Origin of the sequence: Paenibacillus koleovorans NBRC 103111 (genome assembly GCF_004000845.1) — a bacterium.
GTDB lineage: Bacteria > Bacillota > Bacilli > Paenibacillales > NBRC-103111 > Paenibacillus_AA > Paenibacillus_AA koleovorans.
This window is the reverse complement of the sequence record NZ_BIMA01000016.1, coordinates 56,530-78,775: the sequence shown is the minus strand read 5'-3', so window position 1 is coordinate 78,775 and position 22,246 is coordinate 56,530. Positions and strand designations below refer to the sequence as shown.

Genomic DNA, 22,246 nt, shown 5'->3' with positions numbered 1-22,246 from the left:
AATGCTTTCAATATATCAGAATCCCCACTCCTATCGCAACTGTAATACAAGCATCCCACTGTAAAAAGCAGGCGAATCTAGAAGCGGATTGATTCCGGCTCCGGTGCCTGCAATCGGGACGGTGAGAGAAGCTCCGAGACGGTACCTAGCTGGAATCCCTTCTCCTTAATATTCCGGATAAGCTGCTCCAACGCTTCGCTTGATGAGACGGTCGGATGCATCAGGATCAAAGCGCCAGGCTCCAGCCGCGGAGTGAGCCGCCTCAGAATCGTGTCGGCTCCCGGATTTTTCCAATCGACCGTGTCGAGCGTCCATAGAACCGTTTTCAGCCCCAGCTCGCTTGCGATCTGCACCGTCTGTTCGTTGTAGTCGCCGGATGGCGGTGCGAACAGCGTGTTCTTGATCCCCAGACCGTTTAACAACGACTCGGTTTTCGTAATCTCTTCCGTCGCTTGTTGGCGGCCGAGCTGGCTCATGTTTTTGTGCGAATAGGCGTGATTGGACAGCTCATGGCCTTTGCCGCCGATCGTCTTGGCCGTCTCCGTCGACTTCTTGAGCCAAGAGCCGTCAAGGAAAAAGGTAGCTTTGACCTGCTCCTTGTCGAGCACCTCCAGCATTTTCGGAAGAAACTCGTCTCCCCAAGCTACATTGATCATGAGAGCGATCATCGGCTTATTCGGATTCCCTTTGTAGATCGGCTGCGCGCCTAGATCCTCTAGCTTCACGGAAGGCGGAATTTCCTTATACACAAGCGGGAATGACTCTGCACCCGATTCCAGCAGCTTGACCGCCTGCTGCCAAGTCGCTTCTACGTCCAGCTCACGCCCGTTCAAACCCGGAATCGCCTTCCACACCCGATCGATTTTGGCGTTGATCGGCGCCAGCTTGCGCTTCTCCGCTTCCTGCCGGATCCGGTCCAGCAGCTGCGTGTCGCGCACCAGCTTGGCCTGTGCGGCGGCCGCCTCGGCTTGGAGCTTCGCTTCCTTCTCCTGCGGATTCAAAGCGGAGGCGATGGGGCCAGTCGATAGAGGGACATGACCGGACGCGGGGCTGCTCCCGGGCGGCTGTGCCGTTCCCGCGGGCTCACGCGCTACAGTTGCTCTCAACTGTCCCGACTTGATAAAAGCATCCAGGTTGTCCGACTGAAACAGTCCCCATGTCAGCAGAAGACCCGCCCCGGCTAGAACAAACCAACTTCTCTTCACTTGATCAACACCCCGTTCCTGGTTGTCCCTCTAGTATCCCCATCCTATGCCGGCTAATATCCGAATAGACCGTCACGGAGCCCTACGTTGCAGAGCTTGCTGTCATGAAAAAAGAGTCAGACTAAGCTGGCTCTTTATCCGATACAAATATGAAAATGAAACTACGCTTTCTCAGAAGTTGGCACCGCAGCGACCAGCGTTGCTTTACGGGACAGGTTGACACGTCCCTGGTTGTCAATTTCCGTCACTTTGACGGTTATTTGATCGCCCAGCTTCAGCACATCTTCCACCTTGGCTACTCGCTCCGTGGAAATTTGGGAAATGTGGACGAGCCCTTCTTTGCCCGGCAAAATTTCTACGAAGGCGCCGAACTTCTCGATCCGCTTCACCGTGCCGAGGTACGTCTCGCCTACGATCACTTCCCGTACGATGCCTTCGATGATCGTTCTTGCTTTCTCGTTCATCTGCTCGTTCGAGGAGGCGATGAATACTCGACCGTCTTGCTCGATATCGATCTTCACGCCGGTTTCTTCAATAATTTTGTTGATGATTTTGCCACCGGCCCCGATAACATCGCGAATTTTGTCCGGATTGATCTGCATTGTAACAATCTTGGGCGCATAAGGCGACAAGCTCTTGCGCGGCTGCTGGATCGTCTCGAGCATCTTGCCCAAGATGAACATGCGGCCTTCCTTCGCCTGCTGGAGCGACTGCTTCAGGATATCGCGGTTGATGCCGTCGATCTTGATGTCCATCTGAATCGCCGTCACGCCTTCCGCCGTTCCGGCTACCTTGAAGTCCATATCGCCGAGGTGGTCCTCCATGCCTTGAATGTCGCTCAGGATGGAGAAATGATCTCCGTCCTTGATCAGCCCCATCGCAATGCCCGCTACCGGCGCTTTGATCGGAACCCCTGCATCCATCATCGCCAATGTGCTGGCACAGATGCTCGCTTGGGATGTAGAACCGTTCGATTCCAGTACTTCGGACACAAGGCGGATCGTATAAGGGAAATCGACTTCTGAAGGAATGACCTTGGACAGCGCCCGTTCGCCTAGCGCGCCATGACCGATCTCGCGGCGTCCTGGAGGACGCAGCGGACGAGCCTCGCCTACGCTGAACGGCGGAAAGTTATAATGGTGCATGAACCGCTTCGTCTCTTCCAGGTCGATGCCATCCAGAATTTGCACGTCGCCGAGCGCTCCAAGCGTACAGACGCTAAGCGCTTGCGTCTGACCGCGCGTGAACAGGCCTGAGCCGTGCGTACGCGGCAGCAGCGCCGTATCGCATTCAATCGCCCGGATCTCGTCCAAGCCGCGGCCGTCGGGCCGAACCTTGTCATGGGTGATCAGGCGGCGTACTTCCTCTTTGACGATATCGTATAGGACTTCCTTCACGTCTTTGATCTTGTCGGACTCTTCCGCATAGATCGGCGTGAAATGTTCAAGGGCTTCTGCATTGACGGCGTCGATCGCCGCTTGTCTGGCATGCTTTTCCGGGACTCGAATCGCTTCTACGAGTCGTCCTTGCGCAAATTCCCGAACCGAAGCGTTCACTTCCGCATCCACCGCATGCAGCTTCACATCCATCTTCGGCTTGCCCGCTTCCTGCACGAACTGCTCCTGCATGGCGACGATTTTGCGAATCTCGTCATGGCCGAACATAATCGCTTCGAGAATGACATCCTCCGGCACTTCGTTCGCTTCCGCCTCGACCATCATAATGGCGTCCTTCGTACCCGCCACGACCAAGTATACATCGCTATCCGCTTCCTGCTCCGGTGTCGGGTTGATCAGGAACTGCCCGTCGATTCGACCTACAACCACACCGCCAACCGGACCGCTGAAAGGCACGTCCGAGATGCTGAGCGCAGCGGAAGTGCCGATCATAGCGGCAATATCCGGCGGACATGTTTGGTCTACGCTCATGACCATCGCTACGATCTGCACGTCGTTCCGGAATCCTTCCGGGAACAAGGGACGAATAGGACGGTCGGTTAGCCGGCTGGACAATATCGCCTTCTCGCTAGGACGTCCTTCTCTTTTAATAAATCCGCCGGGAATTTTCCCGACCGAATATAGGCGTTCTTCATAGTTTACGGTAAGCGGGAAAAAATCCAAGTCCTTCGGCTCCGAGGATGCGGTCACCGTACAGAGCACGACCGTATCTCCGTAACGCACCACTACTGCACCGTTGGCTTGCTTGGCAAGACGGCCTGTTTCCAGGGAAAACGGCCTTCCTCCCAACTCCATGTGCACTTTCTTCTCCATAAATGCCCTCCAAGGTTCTAAATGTCCATCTCACTCTTATTCTGCATACTTCTCAGTATTTCCTTCTTTACGCAAAACATTATTTTCCTGTCCAAAAAAAAACAAAAAAATATGTATAACTAGAAGAAAAACAACCCGCGGCCGAAGCCGACAAGGTTGCTTTTATCCTGCCGATTGTTATCGACGCAAGCCCAGACGCTCGATCAGGGCGCTGTAGCGGCTGACGTCTTTGTTCTTCAAGTAAGCCAGCAGCTTGCGGCGTTGGCCTACCATCTTAAGCAAACCGCGGCGCGAGTGATGATCTTTCTTGTGCGTCCGCAGGTGGTCAGTCAAGTTAACGATATTCTCCGTTAAAATCGCGATCTGTACTTCAGGGGATCCTGTGTCGGTATCGTGTACTTTGTAATCCGCGATCAGCTGGTTCTTACGCTCTTGTGTCAATGCCATCTCGGTCACCTCCTCATTCGAATGAAAATCGCCATAAGCCGAGAAACCGTCGGTGCGATCGAGTCTCCAAGCTCAGGTTCGTGCGCCTGCGATCAAGATCAGATCAGGCAACGGAAATCAGTATACCACAAGGGAACGGCAGTTGTAAACGTAGGCCGCTCCAGCCGGCATCTGTCTTAGACGGATAAAAGCTCCCGAGCCCGCTCGGCATCCGTTCGAATCTGCGCGATGAGCGCATCGATCGATTCGAACTTGCGCTCCGGACGCAAATAAGTAACAAGCTCCACTTGCATTTTTTCTCCATAAATCGAGCGGTTGAAGTCAAACAAGTGCACTTCGAATGAGCTGACTGGCGTGCCGTCCGCAAATGTAGGCTTCGTTCCCAAGTTCATGACTCCGGCGTACTGGCTACTCTCCACCGTCGCCCGTACCGCATAGACGCCCTTGGCCGGGACGACATAAGGGTAATCGAGCTGCACGTTCGCCGTCGGGAAGCCAAGCTGGCGACCTCGAGCATCCCCGTGCACGACGGTCCCCTTAATCGAATACGGACGACCCAGCAGCTCGGCGGCGTGCTCGACGCTCCCTTCCTCTAAGGCGCGGCGAATGAGCGTGCTGCTGACCTTCTCCTCGTTCATATGGAACGGACGCACGACTTGTACCGCGAATCGGCCGTGGCCGAATTCACAGAGCGAGTCGGCATTGCCTCGCGCTTGATGCCCAAAGGCAAAGTCGAAACCGACGACGACCGTAGACGGTTGAAGCGGCATCAGCATATCGGTGACGAATTGCTCGGCCGTCACTTGCGCGAATACGGGGTCGAAGCGGACCAGGTACACCGCATCGATGCCGAGCTGCTCCAGCATCTCCAGCTTGTCCGGCAGCGGCGTCAGGCAACGCGCATAGACGTCATGGCCCAGCACTTCCCTGGGATGCGGGTGGAATGTCATAAGCGATACGGGCCGCGACTGCTGCCTGCCGGTCTCCACCGCGAGCCGAATCACTTCGCGATGACCGTGATGCAGACCGTCGAAGTCGCCGATGGCCATCACTTGACCTTGCTCCGGCACCGTGCCGGGGTATAGCGATAAAGGGTAGCATAATTCAAAAACCTGCATATTCGTTCCTTCCCCTACCGTCCTGCAGCCCAAGGCTACACGAATACTTTCTCCGGCTGCAGCCGCCATTGCCCGTGCTGCTCCGGTTGGTTGTCGAAAATGCCGAGAAACGTTCCGTCCTCGTTGTATAGCCGGACTAATCCCGAGGTGCCCGCATCGTCTTCAGCGGTTGCAGCAGCCGCTACCCGAATCGTCTTGCCTTGAGAGGCGTGAAGCGCAGCAGCTGCGTCGACCTGAAGCTTCGGCAAATGGGCGATGGCTTGATCCGTCGGGATCAAATGCTGCTCCAATTCACCGGCTTGGACCAGGCGCTCGATGTCCGGCAACGACAAGCATCGTTCGAGCGCAATTTGCCCGGTCGACGTGCGTACCAGCTCGCTCATGACCGACGGATAACCGAGCGCTCGTCCGATATCGACGCATAACGTCCGTATATACGTGCCTTTGGAGCAGAGCACCCGGAACCGAACCTTCGGGTGGTCCAGCTCAAGCTCCGAATGAAGCAGCTCGAGGCGGTAAATCTGGACGGTCCTGGCCGTCCGCTCCACCTCTTGGCCTTGGCGTGCCAGCTCATAAAGCCGCTTGCCGTCGACCCGAACCGCCGAGTACATCGGCGGCACCTGCTCGATTGAACCGACGAATCGTTGGAGCACCTCAAGCAGTTGCTCCCGCGACAGTTCAGCACGTTCGACCTGCGCCGTTACTTGCCCGGTCCAATCCTCCGTATCGGTTGCGTAGCCGATCGTCAGCTCCGCCTCGTACTCCTTCGGAAGCTCCTGAATGTATTCCACTACGCGCGTAGCTCTCCCCAAACAGAGCGGAAGGACGCCGGTTACTTGCGGATCCAGCGTCCCCGTATGTCCGATTCGTTTCATGCCGAGCAGCCGCCTTGCTTTGGCCACTACGTCATGCGATGTGAAGCCCGGCGGCTTCAGCACCGGCAGCACGCCTTCATATGAAGCCTCAGCCCGTTTCGCCTTGCTCATCCAATCGACCGCCCTACTTCTTCAACTACTCGCGCGATCACTTCCTGCAGCTCCCCTTCGAGCGTACAGCCGGAAGCGCGGACATGTCCGCCGCCGCCGAACGTTTTGGCCACTTGGGCCACATCTACGGATCCGGCCGAACGGAAGCTGACCTTCACCTTGCGCTCGTCCGCCTGCTTGAACAGCAGTCCGACCTCTACCCCTTCGATATTCCGAGGGTATTGAATCAAGCCGTCCAAGTCCTCCGGGGTTGCATTCGTGACCGCCATATCTTCCGCAGACACGGAAATCCAACATATTTTATGATCGTATGCGAAAGAAAGCGTGCCTAACGCTCGCTGCAACACGGCGATATGGCTCTTCGTAATTTTCTCGAGCAAATTTTCCGCCAGCTTATACCCTTCCACTCCATGCTGAAGCAGATCGGAGGCGATCTGCATCACATGAGGCGACGTATTGGAGTAACGGAAGCCCCCCGTGTCCGTCAGCAGCCCGGTATAGATGCAATCGGCCAACTCGCGAGTGACCGGTACCTGCAGCTGTTCGGCCAGCTCATAGAGAAGCTCGACCGTTGCGGCTGCATCCGCGCGAATGAGCTGGTGCTTGCCAAAATAATCATTCGTCGGATGATGGTCGATATTAAGAAGCTCCGCGTCAGGTGCGATCCGTTCGCGAATTTGTCCGATCCGGGACTCGTCGGCGCAGTCGACACTGATAACGGCTCGATATGTCGCGCCTTCCGGCAGACGATCAAGCGTCAGGAGCTGAGAATACCCCCATAAATACGCGAACTTGCTAGGGATGGCATCATCGTTCGCCAGCGTATATCGTTTACCGAGCCGGTCAAGCAGCCAGCCCACCGCAAAAGTGGAGCTGGCTGCGTCTCCATCCGGATTGACGTGCGCTACGACCAGAAAGTCATCATTCGCCCGAATAAAGCGTTCTGCGCTCACTAGCTGCTGCTCATACGTCTCTGCCTCGGCTCTTTCGTTCATTGTTCGGCATCCCTTTCGTTCAGCTCGGTCAGGAGCTGGTCGATCCGGCTGCCGTATGCGATAGAGGAATCGAACAAGAACTGCAGCTCCGGCGTCTTCCGCAGCCGAATTCGTTTACCGAGCTCGGATCGGATGAAGCCGGTCGCTTTTACAAGCGCCTTAAGCGTATCTTCTTTTTGCTGCTCCGTCCCCATAACGCTCAAGTAGACCTTCGCCAACGACAAGTCGTTGGTGACGTCCACTCCGGTGACGGTCATAAAGCCGACGCGCGGATCTTTCAACTCGGCCTGTACTATGACGCTCAGCTCTTTCTTGATCTGCTCGCCTACTCGACCTACGCGAATTCTCGCCATGGCTTGGGATCACCTCTCCACGGTTTCCATCACGAATGCCTCGATGATGTCGCCTTCTTTAAGATCGTTGTACTTGACAATGGAAATCCCGCACTCGTACCCTTGCGCCACTTCGCGGACATCGTCCTTGAACCGCTTGAGGGAATCGATTTTGCCTTCGGTCACGACGACACCGCCGCGGATGACGCGCACTTCGGCCGAGCGGATAATTTTGCCCGATGTTATCATGCAGCCGGCAATCGTGCCGATTTTGCTGATTTTGAAAATATTCCGCACTTCCGCTTGACCGATAACCGTCTCCTTGAAGATCGGGTCCAGCATGCCCTTCATCGCTTGTTCGATTTCCTCGATGACGGTGTAGATGACGCGGTGCAGGCGGATGTCAACCTTCTCCTGCTCGGCGGTCGGCAACGCTGCCGGCTCCGGACGTACGTTGAAGCCGATGATGATCGCATTGGACGCCGAAGCGAGAATAATATCGGACTCGGTAATAGCCCCTGCGCCGCTGTGAATGATCTTCACGCGCACGCCGGCGACATCGATTTTCTCGAGCGAGCCTTTCAGTGCTTCGACGGAGCCTTGAACGTCGCCTTTGATGATGACGTTCAGGTCCTTCACTTCGCCTTCCTTGATGTGCTTGTACAGATCGTCCAGCGTGACGCGGCTGTTCGCCCCCATCTCGGAAGCGCGAAGCGTAGTCGCGCGACGTTCGGCGATCGCTCTCGCTTTGCGCTCGTCCTCGTACACGAGGAACGGATCGCCGGCAAGCGGCACTTCGGTAAGACCGGTAATTTCCACGGGCGTGGAAGGGCCGGCTTCCTTGAGACGGCGTCCCTTGTCGTTCACCATCGCCCGGACGCGGCCGAAGCTGACGCCGGCCACGAAGGCGTCGCCTACCTTGAGCGTACCGTGCTGAATGAGGACGCGTGCTACAGGACCGCGGCCTTTATCCAGCTCGGCCTCGATGACCGTACCGCGGGCGCGCTTATCCGGGTTCGCCTTGAGCTCTTGCACTTCCGCTACGAGCAGGATCATCTCGAGCAGCTCGTCGATCCCTTTGCGCTGCTTGGCGGACAGGTTGACGAAGATCGTCTCGCCGCCCCATTCTTCCGGCACTAGCGCGTATTCGGTCAGCTCTTGTTTAATTTTATCCGGATTCGCATCCGGCTTATCCATTTTGTTCACCGCTACGATGATCGGCACATTCGCCGCCTTAGCGTGGCTGATCGCTTCTACGGTTTGCGGCATGACGCCGTCATCCGCCGCAACGACGAGAATCGTGATGTCGGTCACCTGCGCGCCGCGGGCACGCATCGTTGTAAACGCTTCGTGACCCGGCGTATCGAGGAACGTAATTTTCTTGTTCTTGATCTCGACTTGGTAGGCGCCGATATGCTGGGTAATGCCGCCGGCTTCGCCCTCGGTCACATTCGTATGACGGATCGCATCGAGCAAGGTTGTCTTCCCGTGGTCGACATGACCCATAATCGTCACGACCGGAGGACGCTCGATCAGATCGGCTGCCTCATCCTTTTCTTCAATCGTTTCGAAATTATCTTCCTCGACCGGAAGCTTGATTTCGACTTCAACCTTGTATTCGCCGGCAATCAATTGAATCGTGTCCAGATCGAGCTCTTGATTGATTGTGGTCATGAAGCCCATCATCAACAGCTTCTTGATGACTTCGGAAGCGTCTTTATGAAGCGCTTTGCAGAGCTCGCCTACGGTCATTGTGCCGCGAACGATAATTTTCTTGGGCGTATTGTCGATTTTTTCTTTGCGAACGGGTTCAGGGGCTCTGCCGCGCTGGTTGCGCCCATTCGACTTGAAGTTGCCCTTATTGTTATCGTCAAACCGCTTCTGATTCGGTTTCGTTTTCTTGGCGGTTTTTACTTTGCCGGATTCATCAACTTCCTCGTTACCTGTCGGCACGATAGTAGGACGACCCGATCCGGTGTTGGAGCGGTTCTGGTACTGACCGGTCCGGTTGCGATCGGTGCGCTCGCGATCCGTACGTTGTGGTGGAGCAGCAGTGGCCGCTTGGCCTGTGCTGCGAGCTGCACCCCCGCCGCCTTGACCGCCGCCACTCGGACGCTGGCCCTGATAGCCGCCTCCGCCTTGACCGCCGCTCGGACGTTGGCCTTGATAGCCGCCTCCGCCTCCTTGACCGCCGCTCGGACGCTGACCCTGGTAACCGCCTCCGCCTCCTTGACCGCCGCTCGGACGCTGGCCTTGATAACCTCCGCCTCCGCCTTGACCGCCGCTCGGACGCTGACCTTGGTAACCGCCTCCGCCTTGACCGCCTTCACGGCGCTGGCCTTGGTAACCTCCGCCTCCGCCTTGACCGCCTTCGCGGCGCTGGCCTTGGTAACCTCCGCCTCCGCCTTGACCGCCTTCACGGCGCTGGCCTTGGTAACCTCCGCCTCCGCCTTGGCCACCTTCACGGTTCTGGCCTTGGTAACCGCCTCCGCCCTGACCGCCTTCACGGTTCTGGCCTTGGTAACCTCCACCGCCTCCTTGACCGCCTTCACGGTTCTGGCCTTGGTAACCGCCTCCGCCTTGGCCGCCTTCACGACGCTGGCCTTGATAGCCTCCGCCTCCTTGACCGCCCTCGCGACGCTGGCCCTGGTAGCCCCCGCCTCCTTGACCGCCCTCACGGCGCTGGCCTTGGTAACCTCCACCGCCTCCTTGACCGCCTTCACGGTTCTGGCCTTGGTAGCCGCCCCCGCCTCCTTGACCGCCCTCACGACGCTGGCCTTGGTAACCGCCTCCGCCTCCTTGACCGCCCTCACGACGCTGGCCCTGATGGCCTCCGCCGCCTTGACCCTGACCTTGACCTTGACCGCCTTCACGTTGTTGCCCTTGGCCTCCGCCTTGATGCTGCGGACGATTTTGTTGCCCGCCTCCATGTTTGTTACCGCTGTCCACCGCAACGCCTCCACCCGATTGTGAGCCGCTTTCGCCTTGCGCGCGCTTAGCCGCCGCGTTCGCCTTCACGTCTCGGAAAAACTGTTCGACCTTATGCACCGCATCGTTTTCCATGACGCTCATATGGTTGTTGACCGGCACGCTAAGCCGCTTTAGAATCGTAATGATTTCCTTGCTGCTCATGTTTAAAGATTTGGCATATTCATAAACGCGGAGCTTGTCTTTGTCTTTATCGTTTTGATTAGTCAATAGGTTTCACCTCCGAAAGGTTGCCGAGGCACGCAGCGATTTGCCGCGCGAACCCGGGGTCAAGCACTGCGATCAACACCCGCTCTTCCTTGCCGATCGCGGCTCCCAGCTCGTGCCGGCTTCCGTGCTCGAGGAGCCGGACCGAGTAGGACTTGCATTTATCTCGAAATTTCTTCTGCGTATTCGCCGACGCGTCTTCCGCCATCAGGACGAGCGAGCACTTCGACGAGCGGATCGCCTTCAGGACGTTCTCATCCCCCGTCGTCAGCTTGCCCGCCCTCATCGCGAGTCCCAAGTAAGAAGCGGCTTTAGGATTCATGGGCCGTATTTCTCCCGCAATTGATGGTAGCGTATCGCGCTTGAATCGCGTTGAAATCCTGCTCCAGCCGCTCGTAATCTTCCGGCGTCATCGACACTTTGAGCGCACGATCGAACGCCTTCGTCTTCTTCGCCTGCAGGAACCCTTCCATTTTACCGCACAAATAAGCGCCCCGGCCGTTTTTCTTGCCCGTCACATCGACTTCAACCGCGCCTTCCGGCGTACGGACGACACGGACCATTTCTTTCTTCGTCAGCGTATGCTGACAGACGATGCACTTACGCTGAGGGATCTTTCTAGGTTTCACGCCCGTCGCCCCCTTAATCGATGCTAATCGAATCCTGGTGCATTTCCTCACTCGACGTTCTAGGGCGTCCCAGCTCTTGCTCTGCCTGCGTCTCGCTCTTGATATCGATCTTCCAGCCGGTCAGCTTCGCCGCCAGGCGGGCGTTCTGGCCCTTGATCCCGATCGCCAGCGACAGCTGGTAGTCCGGTACGATGACGCGCGCCATCTTCTCGCTCTCGAACACGTTCACCTCGAGCACCTTGGACGGGCTGAGCGCATTCGCCACGTACTCTTCCACACTTTCCGACCAGCGGACGATATCGATCTTCTCGCCCTTCAGCTCGTTCACGATCGTCTGCACGCGAGTCCCCTTCGGGCCTACGCAGGAGCCGACCGGATCGACCTCATCGTTGCGGGAATGCACGGCGATCTTCGACCGGAACCCGGCTTCGCGCGCCACGGAACGAATCTCGACGACACCGTCGTAAATTTCGGGCACTTCCAGCTCGAACAACCGGCGCAACAAACCCGGATGCGAACGGGACAGCATAATCTGTGGCCCTTTCGTCGTATTTTCCACTTTGGTAATGTATGCTTTCACCCGGTCGCCGTGCTTGAACTTTTCGTTCGGCATCAGCTCGTTCAGCGGCAGCACCGCCTCCACCTTGCCGAGGTCGAGGAAGATACTGCGCAAATCCTGGCGCTGCACGGTGCCGGTGACGATGTCTTCCTCACGGTCGATAAAGGCGTCATAAATGAGCCCGCGCTCGGCTTCGCGAATGCGCTGCGTCACGACCTGCTTCGCGGTCTGCGCGGCGATGCGGCCGAAATCCCGCGGCGTCACTTCAATCTCCACGATGTCGTCGATCTGGAAGTTCGGATTGATTTCCCGTGAAGCATAGAGCGAAATTTCCAATCGGGGATCGAGTACTTCGTCCACGACGTTTTTCCGCGCGTACACTTTGATCAGTCCGGTCTGGCGGTTAATATCGACGCGCACGTTCTGCGCGGTGTTAAAGTTGCGTTTGTAGCTGGAGATCAGCGCCGCTTCGATCGCGTCCACTAACACGTCTTTGGCAATGCCTTTCTCTCTCTCGATTTCCGACAAGGCTTCAATAAAATCCATGTTCATTTGAAATGAGTTCCTCCTTTCAATAGTCAGACGCTAGAATACGATGGCCAATCTGGCACTGGCCACTTTCGCATAGGGGACCGAAGCTTTTTTGCGCGGCGTCTGGATGACGAGCGTGTCTCCGTCGAACGACAGCAGCTTGCCTTCGAACTCTTTCGCTCCATCGATCGGCTCGTACGTCGTAACGAACACGTTCTTCTCCACCGCACGCTCGTAATCGGACAGCTTCTTCAGCGGCCGCTCGGCTCCGGGCGACGACACTTCGAGAAAGTAGGCGTCCGGAATCGGATCCTTCTCATCCAGCTTCTCGCTCAGCACTTCGCTAATCCGGCCGCAATCGTCGATGTCGATGCCGCCTTCCTTGTCCACATAGACGCGTAGAAACCGGTTGTTGCCTTCCTTCACGTACTCCACGTCGACCAGTTCGAACCCCTCGTTGTCCAAGAAAGGTTGAATCATTTCCGTGATGATCTCTTTTATCGGCTGTGCCATCTATGGATACCTCCTTGCGCCCAAAAAATGAATGATCAACGCCAATCGTATGCCGGTTTCTGCACACAAAACGTAAAGAGTGGGTTTCCCCACTCTCGCATCAACAACGATCTATGATCATCATTATTACCAAAATTGATTATACCATAACATGGATAGCTGTACAAGGATGAAAATAACAGACTCACTAGGGCGACTAGAACAAGCTGAGCTGATTCGATTCCGGCAAACCGCGGAAGCAGCCCATCGTCGAGAGCAGCTCGACAATCGTTTTGGTCGCCTTCGACTTCATCTGGAAATCCTCGATCGAGAGGAAGTCGCCTTCTTCCCGAGCGGCAGCGATGTTGCGGGCGGCATTCTCGCCTACACCCTGAATGGCGGCAAACGGCGGGATAAGCTGATTGCCTTCGATCTTGAACTGCGTCGCATCCGAGCGGTACAGGTCGATTCCCTTGAATCCGAAGCCCCGCGAGGTCATTTCCAGCGCCATCTCGAGCGTCGGCATCATCGCCTTCTCTTTAGGGGCGGCCTGGAACGATTTTTCTTCGATTTCGATCAGCTTCTTGAGAATCACATCATAGCCTTGTGAGAAAACGTCCACATCAAAGTCTTCGGCGCGCATCGAGAAATAAGTCGCGTAAAACTCGATCGGATGGTACAGCTTGTAATAGGCGGTGCGCACGGCGGCGAGCACGTAAGCGGCGGCATGCGCCTTCGGGAACATGTACTCGATGCGCAGGCAGGAGTCGATATACCATTGCGGCACCTTGTGCTTCTTCATATCCTCGATCCATTCGTCGGTCAACCCGCGGCCTTTCCGCACGCTCTCGGTAATTTTGAATGCCAGAGCTGCGTCCATCCCGGCCTTGTAGATCAAATACAGCATGATCTCATCCCGGCAACCGATTACCGTCTTAATCGTACAAGTGCCGTTTTTGATCAGCTCTTGCGCGTTGCCGAGCCAAACCCCGGTTCCATGAGAGAGACCGGATATTTGCAGCAAATCCGCGAACGAGGTCGGCATCGTTTCCTGCAGCATCTGACGGACGAACTTCGTCCCCATCTCCGGAAGACCATACGTGGCTACTGTAGAACGAATCTGATCCGGCTTGACGCCGAGCGCGGTAACCGAATTGAACAGGCTCATCACCTTCGCATCGTTCATCGGGATGCCCGTTGGATCTACACCCGTCAAGTCTTGCAGCATCCGCATCATCGTCGGATTTTCATGTCCCAGAATATCGAGCTTGAGCAGGTTCTCCTCGAAAGCATGATAATCGAAATGGGTCGTTTTCCAATCCGCCTTCTGGTCGTCGGCCGGATATTGCACCGGCGTCACTTCCTCGACGTCGATGTCGTCCGGGACGACGACAATGCCGCCGGGATGCTGCCCCGTGCTCCGCTTTACGCCGGTACAGCCGCCTGCAAGACGGTTCAATTCTGCGCCGCGCCATTTGTGCCCATACTCTTCTTCATATTTTTTGACGTAACCGTATGCCGTCTTCTCTGCTACGGTACCGATCGTGCCGGCGCGGAATACGCATTTCTCCCCGAACATTTCCTTCGTATAATTATGAGCGATCGGCTGGTAGAGGCCTGAGAAGTTCAAATCGATATCGGGCACTTTGTCGCCCTTGAACCCGAGGAACGTCTCGAACGGGATATCATGCCCTTCGCCCTTCATCGTCGCTCCGCAAGTCGGGCACGTCTTGGCCGGCAAGTCGAAGCCGCTCGGGACGCTGCCGTCGAGGAACCACTCGCTGAAGCAGCACGATCCGCACAAATAATGCGGCGGCATCGGATTCACCTCGGAAATGCCCAGGAACGTCGCTACAACGGAAGAACCGACAGATCCCCGCGAGCCAACCAAATAACCGTCTTCATTAGACTTTTTGACGAGCCGCGCCGACATCAGGTAGTTGGCCGAGAACTTGTAGCCGATAATCGGCTTCAATTCTTTTTCCAGCCGGTCGATCACGACCTGCGGCAGCTCCTCCCCATACATCGAACGAGCCGTCGCATAGCAGGTATTGCGGATTTCGTCATCCGCCCCTTCGATATTCGGCGTGAACAGCTGTTTCGGGAACAGGTCGAATTTCTCGAACCGGTCGGCGAGCTCGTTCGTATTTTTCACAACCACTTCATAAGCTTTCGCTTCGCCCAGATGTTTGAACTCCTCGAGCATCTCACGCGTTGTGCGGAAATGGACGTCCGGTTTCTTCATATCTTTGAGCGGGCTGAAGCCGGTTATGCCGAATATCGTAATGTCTCGGCTGATCTTGTCGCGCGGCTGCAAGTAATGCACGTTGCCGGTCGCGATGACCGGTTTGCCCAGCTTGTCCCCGATCGCGCAGATGCGGCGGTTCGTCTCCTCCAGCTCGAGACGGCTGCCTACCAGTCCTTTATCGACGAGATGCATGTTGACGACGACCGGTTGTATTTCCAGCACGTCGTAGAATTCCGCAACTCCCTCAGCTTCTTCAATCGTCTTGTTCAGCACCGTCTCGTAAAATTCGCCCTTCTCGCAGCCGGAGGCGATGAGCAGTCCTTCACGGAGCTCCACGAGCTTGCTCTTAGGAATACAAGGAACACGGTGGAAATACTCGGTATGTGAAATGGATATCAGCTTGAATAAGTTCTTCTTGCCCTTCGCGTTCAAGGCGTAAATACAGCAGTGGAACGGCCGCGTGTTCGCCAGGTTTTTGCCTACTTCGTCGTTCAGCCGCGCCAGCGTCGTCTTGCCCCGGTCGTCGGCTTCCTTCACCATATGGAACAGCACTTCGCCCAGCGCCTTAGAATCTTCTACCGCGCGGTGATGGTTGTCCAGGCTGACCTTGAACTTCTCGGTGAGCGTGTTCAATCGATGATTCTTAAGCGAAGGGAACAGAAGCCTGGCCATCTCGAGCGTATCCAGCACCGGGTTCGGCAGCGGCGGCTGCCCCATCGTCTTCAGATTCGCCTGGATGAAGCCCATATCGAATCGGGCGTTATGCGCCACGAGCACGGCATCGCCGACAAAGTCGACAAACTTCGGCAGCATATCCTCGAGCTCAGGTTGTCCCGCCACCATATCGTCCGTAATATGCGTCAACTGGGTAATATGATAAGGAATTTTCTCATGCGGATCGATGAATGTCTCGAACTTGTCGATCACCTTGCCATCCTGCATCTTCACGCCGGCGAGCTCGATGATCTTGTTGCTGATGACCGAAAGTCCGGTCGTCTCGATGTCGAATACCACGTAAGTCGCTGATTTCAGCTCAGCTGCGGTCGGATTCATTACGACGGCCACGTTATCGTTCACCACATTCGCTTCCACGCCGTACAGCACCTGGATGCCGTGTTTTTTGGCCGCTTTGTTCGCTTCCGGGAACGACTGCACGCCGCCGTGATCCGTAATCGCGATCGCCCGGTGTCCCCATTTCGCCGCCGTCTTGATATAATCGTCAACCGAGGTGACGGCATCCATCGTGCTCATCGTCGTATGTAGATGAAACTCGACCCGCTTCTCTTCGGCATTGTCCGTCCGCTCCGGCGGGGCCAGCACTTCCACGAGATCCGAAGGAATCATAACTAGCTCGGGCGTCATCATGAACCGGTCGTACTCCACCTTGCCGCGCGCGCGAATCCATTTGCCGTTCGCCAGCAGGCTTAGAATCTTCAAATCTTCTTTATTTTTGGCAAACGCCTTGAGCATGAGCGAGTCGGAGAAATCGGTCAAACAGAACTCGAACAGCGTATTGCCGTTGCGTAGCTCCTTCTTATCCAGATTGAAGATCATGCCTTGGATCGCAATCTTCTTCTCTTCGTCACGGACGTTCTGAATCGGAACCGGCGCGTCCTTGATCTCGTAGCCCATCATCAGCTTGATTTCGCCTTCCGGCGGGGCCGCTTCCGGCGTAGCCGTATCGACCGGAGATGCGATCATCATGTTCTGGATGACGCTGCGCTCTTCTTCGACGATTTGCTGGGCGAATTTCTCGCGTTCTTCTCCGTTGGACTGTCCTACATCTAGCTTTACTTGATAGGATCTGCCGAAATAGTCGCGGAAAAACCGCTGAACAAAGCCGTCGACCGCTTTTTTCTTGGCGAGCTCCAGTCCGATCGAATCCAACAAACGGATCGTAACGGATCGTTCCTTCACTTCCACCTTGGCAGTGCCGAGCCAGCCGTTCACGGAAGCTGCTTGCGTATGAATCCAATCTATGAATAGCCCCCAATACTGCTCGACGATAGCCGAATCTTCCACCGTTTCCGCAAACGTACAACGAATTTCGACGGAAGCGATATGCGCAAACTTGTCCTTGATCAGCTTGACGAACGAATGGAACACATCAAGCGGGATCAAGGCGGGCAATGCCAAATAAAACGTCCATTCGCGGTTGCTGCGGCTGCACTCCACACGATCGATATAGCCGCCGGTCAAGTAGGATTCCACGATTGAAGGCGGGACGCTCGCATGCTGCAGCAGCATATCGAAGCGGGCGCGTTGGTTCGCTTGGATGCTCATCTCTCCATCCATCCTTCCTTCTTTTTATTGTTATTAGGGGTGAAAAAAGGGCAAAACGTAGGACGAGTCCTGGCGTGTTGCCCTCGGAATGAACGGCTGAGTAACGAAGGGGTTAATGCGCCTTGCCGAAAACGACGGTGTGCTCGGCCGGCGAGCCGCAGACGAGACAAGTAGTCTTCGCAGTCGCCGGGGTGAACGGAATATTGCGGCTCGTCGCTCCCGTCTCTTCCTTCACTTGATGCTCGCAAGCTTCCGAGCCGCACCAGCCGGCGAGCGTGAAGCCGCGCTGCTGCTCGAGGCAGCTCTTCATCTCATCCAGCGAATCCACCGTGTAGAAGTGGCTGTCCATGAACGCCTTCGCGTTCGCGTACATCATAGTGTGAATCTCCTCCAGCATGGCGCGCACTTCGGCTACAAGGCGATCTTGCGCGATGACGCGTTTCTCGCCCGACACCCGCGAGACGAGAACGGCTTGTCCGTTCTCCATGTCGCGAGGGCCGAGCTCGATGCGGATCGGTACGCCGCGCATCTCGTACTCGTTGAACTTCCAGCCAGGGCTCTGCTCGCGACCGTCGACCTTGACTCGGATGCCGGCGCGCTTCAGCTCGCCGAACAGCTCGTCCGTCCGGGCGATAACCGCTTCCCGCGTCTTAGGCGGCCCGATCGGAATCATGACTACTTGCAGCGGAGCGACCTTCGGCGGCAATACAAGACCGCGATCGTCTCCATGCACCATAATCATCGCGCCGATCAGCCTAGTGCTGACGCCCCATGAGGTCGTATGCACGAACTGCTGCTGGTTCTCGCGGTCGAGGTATTGAATTTCGAACGCCTTGGCGAAGTTCGTCCCCAGGTAGTGGGAGGTTCCGGCTTGAACCGCTTTGCCGTCCTTCATCATCGCTTCTATAGAATAAGTGTCGACGGCGCCGGCGAATTTCTCCGACGGGGTCTTTTGCCCGACGATGACCGGGATCGCCAGGAAGTTCTCGGCGAAGTCCCGGTATATGTCGAGCATCTGCATCGTTTCCTTGCGCGCATCCGCTTCATCCTCATGGGCCGTATGGCCTTCCTGCCAGAGGAATTCGGTTGTACGGAGGAAAGGCAGCGTCCGCTTCTCCCAGCGCACTACGTTCGCCCATTGATTGATCAAGACCGGCAAGTCCCGGTACGACTGGATCCAGTTGGAGTACATGTGGCCGATCATCGTCTCCGAAGTCGGTCGGATGGCGAGTCTCTCTTCGAGCTTTTCGCCGCCCGCTTCCGTTACCCAAGGCAGCTCGGGATTGAAGCCCTCCACATGCTCCTTCTCTTTCTGGAAGAAGCTCTCCGGAATGAATAACGGGAAGTAGGCGTTGCGATGTCCGGTCTCCTTGAATCTGGCATCGAGCTCACGCTGAATGTTCTCCCAGATTTCGTAACCGTCCGGGCGCAGCACGACGCAGCCGCGTACCGGCGAATAGCTCATCAGCTCGGCCTTACTGATCGTATCGATATACCAGCGTGAGAAATCCTCGCTCTGCGGAGTGATCTCCTTGACGAATTGCTTCTCTTTCTCTTTAGACATGGGAGTCCTCCTCCGACCAATAACAAAAGTTCAATAAACGTGGATCAGCCTTCGCCGCGGATCAGCCGCACGATGTCGTTGTACGTGACGGCAATCATCAATAGCATCAAGGCGGCGAAGCCGATAAAATGGACGAGACTTTCCCGATTCGGGTCAACCGGCCTTCCTCGAACCGCTTCAAACCCGAGGAAGACGAGGCGGCTGCCGTCGAGCGCCGGAATCGGCAGCAGGTTGAAAATACCCAAGTACAGACTCAGCACCGCCGCCCAGAACGTATATTGCGCAAGGCCGGCGCTGGCGTGCTGCTTGGTCACTTCGACCATCATTACCGGTCCGCCCAAATCATCCAGCGTAAATTGGCCGAACAACAGCTTCTTGAAGCCAAGCAAAATTTGCTGCGTGGCGAGCTTCATATTGTCCCAGCCGCCGCTGAATGCTTCGCCGAACGACGTATTCCGCTTGTCGGCGGAAAGCCCGATGCCGACCAGAATGCGGCCTTCGTCGTTCTTGGCCGGTGTGACGCTAATGTTCGTCTCCTTGCCTCCTCGGAGAACGATCCAGTTCATCGATTGATCCGGCGATTGCCCGATCATGCCGGTGAGCTTGGTCGTTGAAGCGCCTACGGCTGTGTTATTGACGGTCTTGATGATGTCGCCCGGCATCAATCCGGCCTTCATCGCAGGTGAATTCGGTTCCACCCGCTCGATCTTCACGTTCGTCGGCATGCCCGCCAGGAACATCACCGTCACGAACAATACGAATGCCAGGATGAAATTCATAAAGGGTCCTGCGAAGATGGACAGCGCGCGTTGTCCGACCGTTTTGCTGCCGAACTGCCGATCCCAAGGCGCAATCTGCGTCTCTTTGCCGCGTGTCACCATCATCGCTTGCGGGTGAACGCGAAGCGTCTCGGTCGTTCCTTCCTCTTCCGGCCCCGTGAACAGCCGAATCTGAAGATCTTTCTCCAGATCGATCTTGTCGACGGTCCCGATCACAACTTCGGAACGCTGATCCAGCTGATCCAAGTACAGGTGCGTAACGACATTGTCCTGCAATCGGACCGCAACGGTCTGCCCTTGCTGGACATGGACGATCTCCGGATCTTCGCCCGCCATCCGGACGAACCCGCCGACCGGCAACAGCCGCAATGTATAACGGGTTTCCCCGCGCTTGAACGAGAACAATTTCGGCCCGAAGCCGATGGCAAATTCACGAACCAATATTCCCGCTCTCTTGGCGAAATAATAGTGGCCCCACTCATGTATAGTAACCAAAACGAAAAACAGCAGCACGATTTGAAATATGATCTGCGGTGACATGACATCTTCCTTTCGGCTTCGCGCCCCTAGACTAAGACAAGCCTGCTCTAAGATTACCATTATTCCTTATATGAATACAAGCTGAGCCCCGTCTATAGAACCTTGGCCTACAAGCGCATCTCCCGCGCGATACGCCGTGCCCATTCGTCGATTTCGGCGATTTGATCGAGCGGCGGATGCCGCACCGGATCATGTTTTTCAAGCACTTGCTCGATGATGGACTCGATGTCCAGGAACGCGATTTCGCCGTTCAGGAACCGCGACACGGCGATTTCATTCGCCGCATTGAACACCGTCGGCGCGCTCCCGCCGAGCCGGCCGCATTCGAACGACATCCTCAAGCAAGGGAATCGTTCATAGTCCATCTTGCGGAAATGAAGCTTGCCGATCTCAGTCAAATCCAGCGGCCTCGAAGGGCTAACCGCCCTCTCCGGGTATGTGAGCGCATATTGGATCGGCACTCGCATATCCGGTAAGCCAAGCTGCGCGATAACGCTCCGATCGACAAACTCGACGAAAGAATGAATGATGCTTTCCGGATGGATCACTACCTCGATACGATCGTAAGACAACCCGAACAGCCAGTGCGCTTCGATCACTTCAAGCCCTTTGTTCGCCATCGTGGCGGAATCGATCGTAATTTTGGCCCCCATCGACCAGTTCGGATGCGCAAGCGCCTCCTTGACGGTCACACCTTCAAGCTGCTCCCGCGTCTTGTCCCTGAACGAGCCGCCCGAAGCAGTCAGCACGATCTTGGCGATCTCCTGCGGCGCGTCCCGATGCATGCATTGGAAAATAGCCGAATGTTCACTGTCGACCGGCAACAGCATGACGTCTTTGCGCTTTGCCGCTTCCTTCACCAAATGCCCGGCACTGACGAGTGTCTCCTTGTTCGCCAGCCCGATATGCTTGCCCGCTTCGATCGCCGCCAGTGTCGGCTTCAAGCCTTGGCTGCCAACCATTGCGGTCACGACCAGCTCGGCGTCCGTCGAGGCCGCAGCTTCGATTAACCCTTCCTCCCCGTACACGACCCGGGTGTCCGAGCCGGACAAAGCAAGCTTCACTTGCTCGGCGGCTTCGCGATCGGACATCGACACAAGATGCGGACGGAACCTCTCTATCTGCTCTAGGACCAGCGCCACATTTCGCCCGGCGGCAAGCGCCTCTACACGGAAACGATCCGGGTGATGCGCCACAACATCCAACGTTTGCGTGCCGATCGACCCGGTCGAACCAAGGACTGCAATTCGTTTCAACTCTTTTCCCCCTTCGTGCGATCCCTACTGAGGAAGCAGCGACAGCAAATGGACGAACGGAAACACGATCAGCCAGCTGTCTACGCGGTCCAGCACGCCGCCGTGCCCGGGGAAGATCGATCCGGTATCCTTCACTCCACGAATTCGTTTGTAGGCCGACTGAATCAAGTCCCCCATCTGCCCGACGACCGCAACCGAAGCCCCGATCAGGACAGCTTGTCCGATCGACAGCAAGTCCGAAGCATACAACGAGAAGCCGATTCCAACCAAAATCGAAACCGCGATTCCCCCGAGCGCTCCCTCTACCGTCTTGTTCGGGCTAATCGACGGCCATAGCTTCGTCCGACCGAAAAACTTGCCCGTGAAATAAGCTCCCGTATCGGTCAGTATCGTACAGGCAAACACCAGTGCGGCCCAATACAATCCGTTGTCCGCGAGTCGGGTCGTCAGCATGTACTGAAACCCGATCCCTATGTATACGACGCCGATAAAGGACAGCGCGATGTGATCCAAATGAAATTTGTTCTTCGAAACAACGGTTACCGCAAATAGTAGAAACAGCGTTACCCAGATGATGCTAGTCGGATTGGGCAACCATTCGGAATACACTCCCCACGGAAAGACAAGCAGAATTAATCCGATGTAAGCAAGCAAGGAGACAATCGTAACCGGCTTAAGCCTGTTCATTCGATTGAATTCGAACAGGCCGACAAGCGCCATGAGCAGCAGCAGCGCCGAATAGGCGACCCCTCCCCACAGCAGAAACGTCAAAAATATTGCGCCGCCCAGCAAACCGGTGATCACTCGCTGTTTCAAC

At 56.3% G+C, this 22,246-nt stretch carries 17 protein-coding genes; all 17 read right to left on the bottom strand.

Annotation, left to right across the window (positions count from 1 at the left end):
• Positions 1–77 precede the first annotated feature (77 nt).
• The 17 genes from PKO02S_RS07775 to PKO02S_RS07695 all read right to left on the bottom strand — a co-directional run bounded on the left by PKO02S_RS07775 (position 78) and on the right by PKO02S_RS07695 (position 22,245).
• Positions 78–1,205, bottom strand: coding sequence for a polysaccharide deacetylase family protein (locus PKO02S_RS07775; protein ID WP_246066872.1), 1,128 nt, complete (start codon positions 1,203–1,205; stop codon positions 78–80).
• A gap of 161 nt (positions 1,206–1,366) precedes the next feature.
• The gene (gene pnp, locus PKO02S_RS07770; RefSeq protein ID WP_127580708.1) at positions 1,367–3,475 is read right to left on the bottom strand and encodes a polyribonucleotide nucleotidyltransferase; all 2,109 of its coding nucleotides are present in this window, start codon (positions 3,473–3,475) and stop codon (positions 1,367–1,369) included.
• A 177-nt stretch (positions 3,476–3,652) separates the two neighbouring features.
• A complete protein-coding gene (gene rpsO, locus PKO02S_RS07765; protein ID WP_127580706.1) occupies positions 3,653–3,922 on the bottom strand; it encodes a 30S ribosomal protein S15 in 270 nt (89 codons plus the stop codon).
• Positions 3,923–4,098: 176 nt separating this feature from the next.
• The gene (locus tag PKO02S_RS07760) at positions 4,099–5,040 is read right to left on the bottom strand and encodes a bifunctional riboflavin kinase/FAD synthetase (protein ID WP_127580704.1); all 942 of its coding nucleotides are present in this window, start codon (positions 5,038–5,040) and stop codon (positions 4,099–4,101) included.
• Positions 5,041–5,075: 35 nt separating this feature from the next.
• A complete protein-coding gene (truB, locus tag PKO02S_RS07755; RefSeq protein WP_127580702.1) occupies positions 5,076–6,026 on the bottom strand; it encodes a tRNA pseudouridine(55) synthase TruB in 951 nt (316 codons plus the stop codon).
• Positions 6,023–7,021 (bottom strand): DHH family phosphoesterase, encoded by a 999-nt coding sequence (locus PKO02S_RS07750; protein WP_127580700.1) that lies wholly within the window; start codon positions 7,019–7,021, stop codon positions 6,023–6,025. The genes truB and PKO02S_RS07750 overlap by 4 nt, the downstream gene beginning before the upstream one ends.
• Positions 7,018–7,374, bottom strand: a complete 357-nt coding sequence (rbfA, locus tag PKO02S_RS07745) for a 30S ribosome-binding factor RbfA (RefSeq protein WP_127580698.1) — start codon at positions 7,372–7,374, stop codon at positions 7,018–7,020. Before rbfA ends, PKO02S_RS07750 begins: the two co-directional genes overlap by 4 nt.
• A 9-nt stretch (positions 7,375–7,383) precedes the next feature.
• Complete coding sequence (gene infB, locus PKO02S_RS07740; protein WP_127580696.1) at positions 7,384–10,551, bottom strand: translation initiation factor IF-2; 3,168 nt, start codon at positions 10,549–10,551, stop codon at positions 7,384–7,386.
• Complete coding sequence (locus tag PKO02S_RS07735) at positions 10,544–10,870, bottom strand: L7Ae/L30e/S12e/Gadd45 family ribosomal protein (protein WP_127580694.1); 327 nt, start codon at positions 10,868–10,870, stop codon at positions 10,544–10,546. Before PKO02S_RS07735 ends, infB begins: the two co-directional genes overlap by 8 nt.
• Positions 10,860–11,177 carry an RNase P modulator RnpM gene (gene rnpM, locus PKO02S_RS07730; protein WP_127580692.1) on the bottom strand — a complete coding sequence of 106 codons (318 nt, stop codon included), beginning with the start codon at positions 11,175–11,177 and terminating at the stop codon, positions 10,860–10,862. The genes PKO02S_RS07735 and rnpM overlap by 11 nt, the downstream gene beginning before the upstream one ends.
• Positions 11,178–11,190: 13 nt before the next feature.
• Complete coding sequence (gene nusA, locus PKO02S_RS07725; protein ID WP_127580690.1) at positions 11,191–12,288, bottom strand: transcription termination factor NusA; 1,098 nt, start codon at positions 12,286–12,288, stop codon at positions 11,191–11,193.
• A gap of 33 nt (positions 12,289–12,321) precedes the next feature.
• Complete coding sequence (gene rimP, locus PKO02S_RS07720; protein WP_127580688.1) at positions 12,322–12,780, bottom strand: ribosome maturation factor RimP; 459 nt, start codon at positions 12,778–12,780, stop codon at positions 12,322–12,324.
• A 196-nt stretch (positions 12,781–12,976) separates the two neighbouring features.
• On the bottom strand, positions 12,977–17,290 hold the full coding sequence (locus tag PKO02S_RS07715; protein ID WP_127580686.1) for a PolC-type DNA polymerase III: 4,314 nt from the start codon (positions 17,288–17,290) through the stop codon (positions 12,977–12,979).
• A 112-nt stretch (positions 17,291–17,402) separates the two neighbouring features.
• The gene (gene proS / locus PKO02S_RS07710; RefSeq protein ID WP_127580684.1) at positions 17,403–18,854 is read right to left on the bottom strand and encodes a proline--tRNA ligase; all 1,452 of its coding nucleotides are present in this window, start codon (positions 18,852–18,854) and stop codon (positions 17,403–17,405) included.
• Between the two features lie 44 nt (positions 18,855–18,898).
• Positions 18,899–20,173: an RIP metalloprotease RseP gene (rseP, locus tag PKO02S_RS07705; protein WP_127580682.1), complete on the bottom strand. Its 1,275-nt coding sequence runs from the start codon at positions 20,171–20,173 to the stop codon at positions 18,899–18,901.
• 107 nt (positions 20,174–20,280) lie between these two features.
• On the bottom strand, positions 20,281–21,429 hold the full coding sequence (locus PKO02S_RS07700; RefSeq protein WP_127580680.1) for a 1-deoxy-D-xylulose-5-phosphate reductoisomerase: 1,149 nt from the start codon (positions 21,427–21,429) through the stop codon (positions 20,281–20,283).
• A 24-nt stretch (positions 21,430–21,453) separates the two neighbouring features.
• Complete coding sequence (locus PKO02S_RS07695; protein ID WP_127580678.1) at positions 21,454–22,245, bottom strand: phosphatidate cytidylyltransferase; 792 nt, start codon at positions 22,243–22,245, stop codon at positions 21,454–21,456.
• Position 22,246: the final 1 nt, after the last annotated feature.

Coding starts and splice junctions, on each gene's coding strand:
- pnp (WP_127580708.1), bottom strand. CDS start 3,475: ATGGAGAAGAAAGTGCACATGGAGTTGGGAGGAAGGCCGTTTTCCCTG.
- rpsO (WP_127580706.1), bottom strand. CDS start 3,922: ATGGCATTGACACAAGAGCGTAAGAACCAGCTGATCGCGGATTACAAA.
- PKO02S_RS07760 (WP_127580704.1), bottom strand. CDS start 5,040: ATGCAGGTTTTTGAATTATGCTACCCTTTATCGCTATACCCCGGCACG.
- truB (WP_127580702.1), bottom strand. CDS start 6,026: ATGAGCAAGGCGAAACGGGCTGAGGCTTCATATGAAGGCGTGCTGCCG.
- PKO02S_RS07750 (WP_127580700.1), bottom strand. CDS start 7,021: ATGAACGAAAGAGCCGAGGCAGAGACGTATGAGCAGCAGCTAGTGAGC.
- rbfA (WP_127580698.1), bottom strand. CDS start 7,374: ATGGCGAGAATTCGCGTAGGTCGAGTAGGCGAGCAGATCAAGAAAGAG.
- PKO02S_RS07735 (WP_127580694.1), bottom strand. CDS start 10,870: ATGAATCCTAAAGCCGCTTCTTACTTGGGACTCGCGATGAGGGCGGGC.
- nusA (WP_127580690.1), bottom strand. CDS start 12,288: ATGAACATGGATTTTATTGAAGCCTTGTCGGAAATCGAGAGAGAGAAA.
- rimP (WP_127580688.1), bottom strand. CDS start 12,780: ATGGCACAGCCGATAAAAGAGATCATCACGGAAATGATTCAACCTTTC.
- PKO02S_RS07715 (WP_127580686.1), bottom strand. CDS start 17,290: ATGAGCATCCAAGCGAACCAACGCGCCCGCTTCGATATGCTGCTGCAG.
- proS (WP_127580684.1), bottom strand. CDS start 18,854: ATGTCTAAAGAGAAAGAGAAGCAATTCGTCAAGGAGATCACTCCGCAG.
- rseP (WP_127580682.1), bottom strand. CDS start 20,173: ATGTCACCGCAGATCATATTTCAAATCGTGCTGCTGTTTTTCGTTTTG.